Source organism: Rathayibacter sp. AC451 (assembly GCF_979253095.1).
On sequence record NZ_CEEDBD010000001.1, the window covers coordinates 1808870 to 1821172 of the forward strand.

The window sequence follows — 12303 nt, forward strand, 5'->3', positions numbered from 1 at the left end:
TCGTGGCCGCGAAGCCGACCCGCACCCTCCGCTGAGCGGGGGACGCCCCTCCTGCGAGCCGCCGGTAGATTGGCCCGCGAGATGACTGCCGACCCCGATTCGCGCCAGTGGCGGAGGCCGTCCGTGACGGCCGATCAGCACCGGGCCGATGCGGCGACCGCCGCCGCACTGTTCGGCGCGTCCATCCTCTCGCTCGTGCTCGGACGCGCGATCGGCATGTACCCGGACGGCGCCGAGCCGCCGCTGAGCATCGGCCTCCTGGCCCTCGTGACGCTGCCGCTCGCCTTCCGCCGCCTGGCACCCGTGCCCGTCCTCGCCGTCACCGCGGCGGCCGCCCTGCTGGTCGGCGAGCTGCGCGTGCCCGAGCTCACCATCACCAACATCGCCCTCTTCACGGCGATGTACAGCGTGGGCGCCTGGGAGCCGAGGCGGGCGCGGGCGGACTGGGCGCGCGGCGTGCTGGTGACCGTGATGGCCGTCTGGCTGCTCGTGACCTTCTTCCGCGCGAGCACGCAGGACCTCGAGTTCGACGGCGCGGGCATCGGCGCGCTCACTCCGGTCGCCGCGTACCTCCTCCAGCAGATCCTGATCAACGTCCTCTACTTCGCGGGGTCCTGGTGGTTCGGCAACCACGCGTGGGCGTCGGCGCGCCAGCGGGCCCTGACCGACCTCCGCACCCGGCAGCTCGAAAACGAGCAGGCCAAGGTCGCCCGGCAGGCCATCACGATCGAGCGTCTGCGCATCGCGCGGGAGCTGCACGACGCCGTGGCCCACCACGTCTCGCTGATGGGCGTCCAGGCGGCGGCGGCGCGGACCCTGCTCGACTCCGACACCGACAGGGCCCGCGGGCAGCTCGAGGCCCTCGAGGGCACGTCGCGCGCGGCCGTCGGCGAGCTGTACCAGCTCCTCGGCACGCTCCGCGACGAGGAGTCCGTGCTCGACCCGGTCACCGCGTCGCTCGGCCTCGACTCCCTTCCCGCGCTGATCGCCGACGCCGAGGCGGCCGGGCTCCGAATGACGCTCGAGCAGGTCGGCGAGCCGTTCGACGTGCCGCCGCTGGTCGGGCTGAACCTCTACCGCATCGCTCAGGAGTCGCTGACGAACGTGCTCAAGCACGCCGGCCCCGGCACGAGGGCGCGCGTCCACGTGCGCTACAGCGGGTCCACCGTCGAGCTCGAGGTCGCCGACGACGGACTGGGCCGCCCGGGCCCCCGCCAGCGCAACGGCGGCCTCGGCCTCCTCGGCATGCGCGAGCGCGCGGCGACACTGGACGGCACGCTCGAGGCGGGGCCGCGCGCCGGCTCCGGCTGGGTCGTCCGCGTCGCCGTCCCCCTGGGGGGTCTCGGCATGAGCGACGTCCGCGTCGTCCTCGTCGACGACCACGCCCTGATGCGCCAGGGCATCAGCACGATCCTCTCGGTGCAGCCCGGGATCGACGTCGTCGGAGAGGCCTCCAGCGGCGAGGAGGCGCTCGAGCTCGTCGCGCGCACCCGCCCCGACGTGGTGTGCATGGACGTCGAGATGCCGGGCATCGGCGGGATCGAGGCGACGAGGCGGCTGCTCGCCGATCCCCGGACGCCGGTGCGCGTGCTCATGCTGACGACCTTCGACCGCGAGGACTACCTGCTCGAGGCGCTCGACGCCGGAGCGAGCGGCTTCCTGTTGAAGAACTCGCCTCCCGAGCACCTGGTCTACGGGGTGCGGGCGATCGCAGCCGGAGAGGCGCTGCTCGCACCCGAGCTGACCCGAGCGGTCATCGAGCGCGCCGTGGCCGCCGACCGCTCGCGGACCTCCCCGTCGACCGGCCCGGAGCCCGACCAGCTGACCCCGCGCGAGATCGAGGTGCTGCGGCTGATGGCGCAGGGGCTCTCGAACGACGAGATCGCCGACCTGCTCGGAGTCGGGCGCGCCACCGTGAAGACCCACGTGTCGAACGTGCTGATGAAGCTCGCGCTGCGCGACCGGGTGCAGGCGGTCGTCTACGCCTACCGGTCGGGCCTGGTCGGCTGAGTCTTTTCTCCGTCCCGAGGCGGAGACGCGGGTTCACCCCCGGGCCGGAAGCGCTCGATCCGGCCCGCTCCTAGCGTGGAGGTGTCAACGGATCCCGGGGAGGTCGCATGCTCAGCGTGCAGAACATCAGTCGTAGTTTCGGCGAGCGCCGCGTCGTCGACGACGTCAGCTTCGACGTGGGCCGCGGGCGGCTCACCGGCTTCGTCGGGGGAAACGGAGCGGGCAAGACCACGACCATGCGGATGATCCTCGGGGTCCTCCGCCCCGACTCCGGCACCGTGACCCTCGACGGCGCGCCCGTGGGCCAGGCCGCCCTGCACGGCTTCGGCTACATGCCGGAGGAGCGCGGCCTCTATCCCAAGATGGAGATCGGCGAGCAGCTGGCCTACCTCGCGCGCCTGCACGGCATCGACAAGGCGACCGCCGTGCAGCGCGGCGACGACCTGCTCGAGCGGCTCGGACTCATCGAGCGCCGGCGGGACAAGCTCGAGGCGCTCTCGCTGGGCAACCAGCAGCGCGTCCAGGTCGCCGCGGCGCTCGTGCACGACCCCGACGTGCTGATCATGGACGAGCCCTTCTCGGGGCTCGATCCGCTGGCCGTCGACGAGGTGGTCGCCGTCATCGCCGAGCACGCCGCGCGCGGAGTGCCGGTGCTCTTCTCCTCCCACCAGCTCGACGTGGTCGAGCGACTCTGCGACGACCTGGTCATCATCGCGGGCGGCCGGGTGCAGGCGGCCGGCGAGCGCGAGGCGCTGCGCGATCAGCACTCCGGCAACCGCTGGTCGCTCGAGATGACCGGCGACGTCGGCTGGATCCGCGGACTCCCCGGCGTCGAGGTGGCCGAGCTCGCCGGCACGTCGGCCCTCTTCCACGCCGACGCGGCGGCCGCCGACGCGGTCCTGCGCGCGGCGGTCGAGCGGGGCACCGTGTCGTCCTTCCGGCCGGTGAGGCCGACCCTCGGAGAGATCTTCCGGGACATCGTGGTCAGTGCACCCTCGGGTGCCGACGAGAGAGCAGCAGCCTGATGAGCACCAGCACGAGCACCACCACCCCCGCGACCGGCAGCGCCCCTCGTCCGGACGCCCCCCGCGACGCGAGGCTCGGCACCTGGGGCGCGACGCTCCTCGTCGCCGAGCGCGAGATCCTCTCGCAGGTCCGCTCGAAGGCGTTCATCGTCTCGACCGTGATCACCCTCGCCCTGGTGATCGGCGGCATCGTCCTCTCGAGCGTGCTGGGCAACCGCACCGCCGAGGCGACTCCGGTCGCGGTCGTCGGATCCGTGCCCTCCGCCGTCGCCGACGCGGACACCCTCGAGGTCACCGAGGTCGCGACACGGGCCGACGCGGAGGACCTGGTCCGCGACGGAGCGGTCGACGCGGCCCTCGTCCCCGACGACTCCGCGGTCGGCTTCTCGGTCGTCGCCCTCGACGAGGCTCCCGAGGGGCTCGTCTCCTCGCTCTCCGTCAGCCCGGCGGTCGAGCTCCTCGACGCCTCCGAGACCCCGTCCGGTCTGCGCACGCTCATCGGGCTCGCCTTCGGCCTGGTCTTCATGCTCGCGGTCCTCGGCTCGGGCGCGACGATCATGCAGAACACGGTGCAGGAGAAGCAGTCGCGCATCGTCGAGATCCTGCTCGCGGCCGTTCCCGCCCGGGCGCTGCTCGCGGGGAAGATCCTCGGCAACTCGGTGATCGGAGTCGGCACCGCCGCCGCCATCGCGGCCGCGGCGGCCCTCGGGCTCGCGGTCACCGGCCAGACCGAGCTGCTGGACCTGCTGTCGGCGCCGCTGATCTGGTTCGTCGTCTTCTTCGTCTTCGGGTTCGTCCTCGTCGCGAGCGTCTTCGCGGCCGGTGCCGCCCTGGTCTCGCGCCAGGAGGACACGGGCTCGGTGATGACCCCGGCGATGATGCTCGTGATGGTGCCGTACTTCGGAGTCGTGCTCTTCGGCGACAACGCGCTCGTCATGACGATCCTGTCGTACGTCCCGTTCAGCGCTCCCGTCGCGATGCCCGTGCGCCTGTTCTTCGGCGAGGCCGACTGGTGGGAGCCGCTCGTCTCGCTGGCGCTCCTCATCGTGGCGACGACCGCCGTGATGGCCGTGGCCAGCACGATCTACACGAACTCGCTGCTGCGGATGGGCTCGCGGGTGAAGCTCCGCGAGGCCCTGACGTCGAGCTGACCCCGGTCGGCTCCACTCGGCTCGCCGGACGGCGGGTGCGCTAGGGTCCCGCCATGCAGCGCAGGCGGACCCGGGCGCTGCCCGTCGTCCCCGTGCGCCGGGCCGCGCCGTGAGCGGGCCGCTCCTGCTCGCGATCGCCGGGCTCGCCGCGCTCGACGCCTTCAACCCCGCGACGATCGTCGCGGTGACCCTCATCCTCCTGGCCGCCCCGCGCCGTCCGGCGCTGACGGCGCTCGTGACGGTCCTCGGCGCCGCGCTCACGGTGTTCGGCGCCGGCGCCGCCCTGTTCCTCGGCGCGGGGGCGGCGGCCGGAGCCGTGGACGGCATCGTGCAGGGCATCCGCTACCTGGCTTTCGCCGCAGCGGGGGTCGTGCTGGTCGTCTCGGGGATCCGACGGTTCCGCACGCGGCCGCGCCGGCGCATCGCGCTCCCTCGCTGGTTCACCCCCTGGACCGCGCTGCCGTTCGGAGCGCTGCTCACCGGCGCCGACCTGCCCAACGCGTTCCCCTACTTCATCGCGATCGAGCGCCTCCTCGACGCCCGGCTCGGCCCCGCCGAGGGCCTGCTGGTCCTCGCCGGCTACGCCGTGATCTACTGCCTGCCCTGCCTCGTGCTGCTCGCGGTCGGACTGCGCGCCCGGAAGCGGACCCACGACGCGCTCTCCTACGTCGCCGAGCACCTCGGCTCGGGCGAGGTGAGGGCCTCGCCCGCGACCGGCATCGTGCTGATCGTGCTCGGCGCGGTCGTCACCTCGCTGCCCTACTGGGCGCTGCGCTGAGCGGCGCCCGCCCTGGGAAGGCGATCGTGCTGCCCCGACGAGGGCGCCCCTCCGCAGAGGCGGCCGTCGTCATACGGGGGCCGGGTCCCTCGCCCCGTCGTCGACGGAGTCGCCGCCCGCGCGCTCCGCTCCAGAGACGCGTGGCGCCCGCGGCCGCAGCTCGCTCACGACCGTCCCCGCAACGATGAGCGCGGCGCCGACCAGCGCGAGACCCGGCAGCCGCTCGCCGGCCAGGCGGCCGACGACTCCGGCCCAGACCGGCTCGGCGGCGTAGATGATCGTGGCGCGGCTGGGCGAGACGGAGCGCTGAGCCCAGTTCATCGTCAGCTGGATGAGGCAGCTGCTCGCCCCCAGCGCGAGGGCGGCGACGAGCCACACCCAGGAGAACGCGGGGATCGCTTCTCCCGCGACGGGCATGGCCGCGAACCCGAGCCCGCCGGCGACGAGCAGCTGCACCACGGTCACGCGCCCGAGATCGACCCGGCCGGCGAACACGCCGATCAGGATGATCTCGGCGGCGATCGGGATCGTGCTGACGAGCGTCGCGATCTCGCCCGCGCCGAGCGCGACTCCCGGCTGCGGCCCGGCCACGAAGAGGAGCCCGACGAACGCCAGCGCGACGCCCACCAGGGTGAGGACCCCCGGTCGCCGCCGGAAGACGACCCACTGCAGCAGCGGCACCAGCGGCACGTAGAGGGCGGTGAGGAACGCGGAGGTGCTGCTCGGGATGCTCTGCAGGCCGAAGGTCTGCAGCCCGTAGCCGAGCGCGATCATCAGTCCGATCGCGGCGCCCGCACCGAGGTCGATCCACCGCATCCCGCGCAGGGTCCGGTGGAAGACCAGGGCGCTGATCAGCCCGGCCACGACGAAGCGGACCCCGACGAAGAACAGCGGACCGCTGTGCTCCATCGCCACGTGCACGGCGAGGAACGTCCCGCCCCAGACCGCGGTGATGCCGATCAGCGCCCACTCGGGCCTCGAGAACCGGAGGGAGCGGAGGAGCGGGAAGTGCAGCATTCTGCACACTCTAGGGTGCAGAATAGTGCGCATGCAACCGTCCTCGGTCCTCGCCCACGTCGGCAGCAACCTGCGGCAGGCCCGACAGCACGCGGGCCTCAGCCAGGCCGCGCTCGCGGAGCGCTCGGGCATCAGCCGGCGCACGATCGTGAACGTGGAGGCCGGAGAGGCCAACATCAGCCTGACCGGCGTCGACCGCCTCGCGGAGGCCCTCGGCACCAGCTTCACCGCGCTCGTCTCGGCACCCGGCGGCTCTGCGACGTCGATCGGCGAGGTGGCCTGGCGCGGCGCGGATCCGGCGAGCGTCGCCGTGCTGCTCGCCTCGGTCCCCTCCCGCGAGGAGTCGCAGCTGTGGACCTGGACGCTCGGGCCGGGAGAGCGCTACGACGCGCAGCCCGACCCCGACGGCTGGCACGAGATGCTCCTCGTCACCGACGGCGCCCTCCTCCTCGCTCGCGACGGGGAGGAGGATCTGACCCTCGCCGCCGGGCGGCACGTCGCGTTCTCGACGGCCCGCGAGTACGCCTACGTGAACGCCGAGGCGGAGCGCCCGGTCGCCTTCGTCCGCATCGTCGTGCGGTGACGCCGGCCGCTCGCGCGCGAGTGGTTCACTGGACGGATGACCGATCGTGACGCCCGCATCGCCGATTTCGCCGAGTTCCTGACGGCCTCCCCCTCCTCCTTCCACGCCGCTGCCGAGAGCGCGCGGCGACTGGACGCCGCAGGGTTCACCGGGCTGGACGAGACCCGGGCGTGGCCCGCCGAGCCCGGCCGGTACTACGTCGTGCGCGACGGCGCGATCATCGCGTGGCACGTCCCGGCGACCGCCGACGCCGTGACGCCGTTCCGGATCCTGGGCGCGCACACCGACTCCCCCGGCTTCACCCTCAAGCCGCGGCCGACGATCGGGTCGGAGGGCTGGCTGCAGGCCGGAGTCGAGATCTACGGCGGGCCGCTGCTCAACTCCTGGCTCGACCGGGAGCTCGAGCTGGCGGGCCGCGTCGTGACGCGCGACGGGCGCGAGCTGCTCCTGCGCACGAGGCCGTTCCTCCGGATCCCGCAGCTCGCGATCCACCTCGACCGCGAGCAGAACGAGGGCCTCACCCTCGACCGGCAGAAGCACACCGTGCCCGTGTTCGGTCTCGGCGACTCCTCCGAGGTCGATCTGCTCGACCTCCTCGCCGCCGAGGCGGGGCTCACCGACGCGTCCGACATCGCCGGCTACGACCTCGTCACCTGCGACACCCAGCCGCCCCGGCGCTTCGGCCTCGACGACGCGCTGTTCGCGGCCGGGCGGATGGACGACCTCAGCTCCGTCCACGCCGGCCTCGTCGCCCTGCTCGCGGCGAGCGCCGCCTCCGCCCCGCCGCGTCACATCAGCGTGCTCGCCGCCTTCGACCACGAGGAGCTCGGGTCCGCCAGCCGCTCCGGAGCCAGCGGCCCGTTCCTCGAGGACGTGCTGAACCGCGTCTCGGCCTCGCTCGGCGCCGGAGTCGAGGAGCGGGCGCGCGCGATCGCCGCCTCCTGGTGCCTCTCGGCCGACGCGGGCCACTCCGTGCACCCGAACCGCGCCGACAGGCACGACCCGGTGAACCACCCCGTCGCGGGCGGAGGTCCCCTGCTCAAGATCAACGCCTCGCAGCGCTACGCGACGGATGCGCGGGGCGCCGCGCTCTGGGCGGCCGTCTGCGCGCAGGCCGGCGTCGAGTACCAGGAGTTCGTCTCGAACAACTCCGTCCCGTGCGGCTCGACGATCGGGCCCCTCACCGCGACCCGCCTCGGCATCGCCACCGTCGACGTGGGCGTTCCGCTGCTCTCGATGCACTCGGCCCGCGAGCTCGCGCACGTCGACGACCTCGTCGCACTCGCCCGCGCGATCGAGGCGTTCTTCACTCCGGAGGCGTGACCCCGGCCGCCGGGAATCCTGCTCCGCGCCGCGCGGTTGTCCCCGGCATGTCCTCGCGCCTGCTCATCGTCCACGGCTACCGCGCCTCGGTCCGCGCCCACTGGTTCCCGTGGCTGGAGCGCGAGGCCGAGGCGCTCGGCGCGGCGGTCACGCGCGTCGTCCTGCCCGATGCGATGGCTCCGGATGCGGCCGCCTGGCGCTCGAGCGTCGGGGAGGCTCTGGGATCCGCCCGCGGACCGGTCCGCCTCGTCGTGGTCGCGCACAGTCTCGGCTGCATCACCGCGCTGCGCGCGATCGCCGCCACCGGCACGCACGTCGACGGCGCCGTGCTGGTGTCGGGATTCGTGGAGCACCTCCCGGCCCTGCCGGCCCTCGACGGCTTCCTCGGCGAGGACCCGGCCTCCGTGCTCGCGGAGGCGGCTCCGCATCTGGGCGCCGTGCACGTCGTCCGCTCCGACGACGACCCGTTCGTGCCCGCCTCCGCGACGGACTCCCTGGCCTCCGCGCTCGGCGCTCCGGTGGACGTCGTCCCCGGCGGCCGCCACTTCCTCGCGTCCGAGGGCTTCACCGAGCTGCCGGTGGTCGGCCGCCTCGTGCGCACGCTCCTCTGACACGCCCCTCCCGCTGGTCGAGCAGCCCCGCCGGGGCGTACAGAGACCCGCCACCACCCGGCGCCCGCCCGTCAGAACCGCGCAGCCACCTCGTACAGCACCTCGTCGTCGCCCGCGTAGATCCCCTCGGCGCGCGGCCAGTGCGAGATCACGTCGGTGAAACCGAGCTCCGCGGCGCGGCCGACCATCTCGTCGAACACGTCGACGCTCTCGAGCGAGAAGTGCGGTCCGGAGTCGAGGGACAGGTGCCGCTCGAGCGTCCCCGGATCGCGGCCCGCCGCCTCCAGTGCGTCGTCGAGGTGGCGGCCGAGGACGCCGACCGCGGCCCACCACTCCTCGCCCGAGGACGCCTCCGGCCCCGTCGTGACCCAGCCCTGCGCCCGCTCGGCCACGAGCGCGAGGCCCTTCGGACCGTTCGCCGCGAGCACGAACGGCACGCGCGGCCGCTGCACGGGCTCGCCCACCATGCGCGCCCCGCGCGCCGTGAGACCACTCGCCGTCGAGGTCGATGCCGCCCGAGCCGGGCTCCTCGTGCCGGAGCAGCACGTCGAGCCCTGCGACGAACTCGACGTAGCGCTCGTGCCGCTCCCGCGGCGAGTACGCGGGCTGCCCGACCACCGACGCGTCGAAGCCCGTGCCGCCCGAGCCGATCCCGAGGACGAAGCGCCCACCGGCGATGTCGTCGAGCGTCGCGATCTCCTTCGCGAACGGCACCGGGTGCCGGAAGTTCGGCGACGCGACGAAGGTGCCGAGCCGGATGGTCTCGGTGACGAGCGCCGCCGCGGTGAGGGTCGGCACCGTCGCGTGCCAGACCTGGTCGGCCAGCGAGCGCCACGAGAGGTGGTCGTACGTCCAGGCGTGATCGAAGCCGAGCCCCTCCGCCGACTGCCACTTCCGGCGGGCGGTGGACCAGGACTCCTGCGGGAGGATGACGATGCCGTGGCGCATCCTGCGAGTGTAGATCCGGGCCGAGTCAGCGCTCGAGCGGCGGGACGGGCGTCGCGAGGATGTCGTCCCACTCCTCCGCGCGCTCCCAGCGGAAGCCGTGCCGCTCGTACAGGCGGCGGGCGGGACTGAGCTTCAGCACGTCGATCCGGAACGGCAGCCCGGGGCGGGCCTCCGCCTCCATCATCCGCCGCAGCACCGCGGAGCCGATCCCCCGCCCCTGCACGGCGGTCGCGAGGTAGAAGTGCTCGATCCAGACGGCGTCGTCCTCGAGGCGGAAGGCGATGCAGCCGGAGTCGGTGCCGTCGACCGCGACGACGCAGGTGCGCTCGGGCGCGAAGCCGTCGAGGAACCGGTGCCGCACCCGATGCTCGTCGTACCGGTCGAGGCGCTCCAGATCCGGGCGCATCACGACGGCCCGCAGCTCCGCGATCCACTCCGCGTCACCGGCGACGGCGGGGCGCAGGCTCCAGGGCTCAGCGGCCACGGGGCTTCCGCGTGCGCCGCACGACGGGCTTCGCCGGCCCGGGGCGCGCGGGCTTCTTCTTCCCGCCGCCCGCCTTCTCGGCCTTCTCGCGCGCCTCGCGGGCCTTCGCCTTCGCCGCCTTCGCGCGCGACTCCACCTTCGGCGTCGCCGCCGTGCCCCGCGTCGTGTTGGCGCTGCGGCCGCGCACCACGCCGATGAAGTCCTCGACGTCGTCCGTCTTCTCCTCCGTGACCCAGGCCAGGCGCACGGACGTCGGAGCGACTCCCGTCACCGGGACTGCGCGCACGTCCTTCCGGCTGTGCACGCGGGCGATCGCCTGCGGCACGATCAGCACGCCCACTCCCGCTGCGACCTGCTCGACGGCGTCGTCGAGGCCGGCCATCCGCGGCAGGGGACGTCGCGAGCCGTCGGCGATCTCCACCGCGACGGCCGCCCACTCCTGCACGGCCGACGGCTCCTGCAGCAGGTGCTCGTCGGCGAGATCGGCGACGTCGACCGACTCCGCGTCGGCGAAGGCATGCTCTCGGCCGAGCACCACGACGGGCTGCTCGTCGTAGAGGTGGATCGCACTGAGGAGGGAGGGATCGACGTCCCCGCGGACGAACGCGACCTGCGCGCGGCCGTCGAGCAGCGCGCGCGGCGTCTCGTCCTCGGCGAGCGCCAGCACCCGCAGCGGCAGGTCGGAGCGACGATCGCCCCAGATGCGCGTCCACTTCGTCGGGGTGACGCCCGGCGCGAGAGCGACCGAGAACACCGGGCCGACGGGCTCGTCCGCATCGGGCAGGTCCGCACCCGGCTCGTCCCCTTCCGACCGTTCGACCGCAGCCTCGTCCAGGCGCTCCGTCCCGACGACGTCGGCGTCCTGCTGCGGGGTGTCCGGCTCGTCGCTCATCCGACCAGGGTAGGCGCTGTGCGCGCGACGGTAGGGTTGCCGCATGGCCAAGGCGACACAGACGATGAAGGCTGCGACCGCGGCGAAGAAGCTCCAGATCTTCCTGCCCGCGACCCCGGAGGAGTTCCAGGAGTCGGCGATCACGCGCGAGCAGTACGACGAGCTCGCCGCGAACCCGCCCGCGTGGCTCGTAGAGCTCCGCGAGAACGGGCCGCACCCCCGCCCCGTCATCGCCTCGCGGCTGAACGTCTCGATCTCGGGCCTCGCCCGCGGCGGCATCACCGACGCGCTCACGACCGACGAGATCCAGGCCCTCCTCGACGAGGTCCCCGAGTGGCTGCGCGTCGAGCAGAACCGCTACGCCGAGGTCCGCCGCGAGCAGGCGCGCCTCAAGTCCGAGCGCGCCGCCAAGGCCGCCGAGTAGCCCCTCCGACCCCGGCAGCAGCGCCCTACTGGCTCGAGAACGCCGCGTCGAAGGACGCCGTCGGCGTCTTCCAGAGCAGCGAGCGGATGAACCCCACGGCCTCCGCCGCTCCGTGCAGACGGTCCATCCCCGCGTCCTCCCACTCGATCGAGATCGGGCCGGAGTAGCCGATCGCCTCGAGCGCGCGGAACGCGTCCTCCCATGGCACGTCGCCGTGTCCGGTCGAGACGAAGTCCCAGCCGCGCCGCGGATCGCCCCACGGCAGATGGGAGCCGAGCACGCCGGCCCGGCCGTTCTGCGGACGCATCCGCGTGTCCTTGCAGTCCACGTGGTGGATCCGGTCCTTGAAGTCCCAGAGGAACCCGACCGGGTCGATGTTCTGCCACATCATGTGCGACGGGTCCCAGTTGAACCCGAAGGCCTTCCGGTGGTCGATCGCCTCGAGCGTCCTCACGCTCGACCAGTAGTCGTAGGCGATCTCGGACGGGTGCACCTCGTGCGCGAACACGACGCCCTCGGCGTCGAACTCGTCGAGGATCGGGTTCCAGCGGGTCGCGAAGTCCTCGTAGCCCTCTTCGATCACCGAGGCGGGCACCGGCGGGAACTGCGCGACGTACGGCCAGATCTTCGACCCGGTGAAGCCGACGACCACATCGACGCCGAGCTTCCGGGCCACGCGGGCCGAGCGCTTCATGTCCTCGGCCGCCCGCTGCCGGACGCCCTCGGCGTCGCCGTCGCCCCAGGTGTAGTCGCGCACGAGCGCCTTGTGGCGGAAGTCGATCGGGTCGTCGCAGACGGCCTGCCCGGTGAGGTGGTTCGAGATCGCGAAGACCTCGAGCCCGTGGCGGTCCAGGATCTCGAGCCGCGACGCGGCGTACGAGTCGTCCTCGTCGGCGCGCTGGAGGTCGAGGTGGTCTCCCGACGCCGCGATCTCGAGGCCGTCGTAGCCCCACTCGGACGCCAGGCGCGCCACCTCCTCGAAGGGCAGGTCCGCCCACTGGCCGGTGAACAGGGTCACCGGGTGCGTGGCGGCGTAGGTCTTCTCGCTCATGGCGCT

At 73.3% G+C, this 12303-nt stretch carries 13 protein-coding genes and 1 pseudogene; 8 read left to right on the forward strand and 6 right to left on the reverse strand.

Features of this window, described 5'->3' with window-relative positions; translation table 11 throughout:
• Positions 1–123: 123 nt before the first annotated feature.
• The 4 genes from AC0CID_RS08640 (at position 124) to AC0CID_RS08655 (ending at position 4964) form a co-directional block, all read left to right on the forward strand.
• Complete coding sequence (locus tag AC0CID_RS08640; RefSeq protein WP_465226479.1) at positions 124–2010, forward strand: response regulator; 1887 nt, start codon at positions 124–126, stop codon at positions 2008–2010.
• A 107-nt stretch (positions 2011–2117) separates the two neighbouring features.
• The gene (locus AC0CID_RS08645; protein ID WP_465226480.1) at positions 2118–3035 is read left to right on the forward strand and encodes an ABC transporter ATP-binding protein; all 918 of its coding nucleotides are present in this window, start codon (positions 2118–2120) and stop codon (positions 3033–3035) included.
• A complete protein-coding gene (locus AC0CID_RS08650; RefSeq protein WP_465226481.1) occupies positions 3035–4186 on the forward strand; it encodes an ABC transporter permease in 1152 nt (383 codons plus the stop codon). Before AC0CID_RS08645 ends, AC0CID_RS08650 begins: the two co-directional genes overlap by 1 nt.
• A gap of 109 nt (positions 4187–4295) precedes the next feature.
• Positions 4296–4964 (forward strand): GAP family protein, encoded by a 669-nt coding sequence (locus AC0CID_RS08655; protein ID WP_465226482.1) that lies wholly within the window; start codon positions 4296–4298, stop codon positions 4962–4964.
• Positions 4965–5033: 69 nt separating this feature from the next.
• Here AC0CID_RS08655 and AC0CID_RS08660 read toward each other — a convergent pair whose 3' ends face one another.
• Positions 5034–5981: a DMT family transporter gene (locus AC0CID_RS08660; RefSeq protein WP_465226483.1), complete on the reverse strand. Its 948-nt coding sequence runs from the start codon at positions 5979–5981 to the stop codon at positions 5034–5036.
• A 31-nt stretch (positions 5982–6012) separates the two neighbouring features.
• Between AC0CID_RS08660 and AC0CID_RS08665 the strand changes: the two genes are divergently transcribed.
• Genes AC0CID_RS08665 through AC0CID_RS08675 form a run of 3 tightly spaced genes read left to right on the forward strand, consistent with a single transcriptional unit; the run spans position 6013 to position 8498 of the window.
• Positions 6013–6564, forward strand: coding sequence for a helix-turn-helix transcriptional regulator (locus tag AC0CID_RS08665; protein WP_465226484.1), 552 nt, complete (start codon positions 6013–6015; stop codon positions 6562–6564).
• Between the two features lie 36 nt (positions 6565–6600).
• On the forward strand, positions 6601–7887 hold the full coding sequence (locus tag AC0CID_RS08670) for a M18 family aminopeptidase (RefSeq protein WP_465226485.1): 1287 nt from the start codon (positions 6601–6603) through the stop codon (positions 7885–7887).
• A gap of 47 nt (positions 7888–7934) precedes the next feature.
• Positions 7935–8498, forward strand: coding sequence for an RBBP9/YdeN family alpha/beta hydrolase (locus AC0CID_RS08675; protein ID WP_465226486.1), 564 nt, complete (start codon positions 7935–7937; stop codon positions 8496–8498).
• Positions 8499–8569: 71 nt separating this feature from the next.
• On the opposite strand, the gene AC0CID_RS08680 is transcribed toward AC0CID_RS08675, so the two are convergent.
• From AC0CID_RS08680 to AC0CID_RS08695, 4 genes and pseudogenes are all read right to left on the reverse strand, one after another.
• Complete coding sequence (locus tag AC0CID_RS08680) at positions 8570–8965, reverse strand: hypothetical protein (protein WP_465226487.1); 396 nt, start codon at positions 8963–8965, stop codon at positions 8570–8572.
• Between the two features lie 118 nt (positions 8966–9083).
• Positions 9084–9446 (reverse strand): annotated as a pseudogene (locus AC0CID_RS08685) (LLM class flavin-dependent oxidoreductase); the annotation flags it as partial.
• A 25-nt stretch (positions 9447–9471) separates the two neighbouring features.
• Positions 9472–9930: a GNAT family N-acetyltransferase gene (locus tag AC0CID_RS08690; RefSeq protein WP_465226488.1), complete on the reverse strand. Its 459-nt coding sequence runs from the start codon at positions 9928–9930 to the stop codon at positions 9472–9474.
• Entirely contained in the window at positions 9920–10822 is a 903-nt protein-coding gene (locus tag AC0CID_RS08695) for a LysR family transcriptional regulator substrate-binding protein (RefSeq protein ID WP_465226489.1), read from the reverse strand. The genes AC0CID_RS08690 and AC0CID_RS08695 overlap by 11 nt, the downstream gene beginning before the upstream one ends.
• A gap of 43 nt (positions 10823–10865) precedes the next feature.
• Here AC0CID_RS08695 and AC0CID_RS08700 point away from each other — a divergent pair, with 43 nt between their 5' ends.
• The gene (locus tag AC0CID_RS08700) at positions 10866–11246 is read left to right on the forward strand and encodes a DUF5997 family protein (protein ID WP_242683089.1); all 381 of its coding nucleotides are present in this window, start codon (positions 10866–10868) and stop codon (positions 11244–11246) included.
• Between the two features lie 25 nt (positions 11247–11271).
• Here AC0CID_RS08700 and AC0CID_RS08705 read toward each other — a convergent pair whose 3' ends face one another.
• Positions 11272–12297 carry a sugar phosphate isomerase/epimerase family protein gene (locus AC0CID_RS08705; RefSeq protein WP_465226490.1) on the reverse strand — a complete coding sequence of 342 codons (1026 nt, stop codon included), beginning with the start codon at positions 12295–12297 and terminating at the stop codon, positions 11272–11274.
• Positions 12298–12303 lie beyond the last annotated feature (6 nt).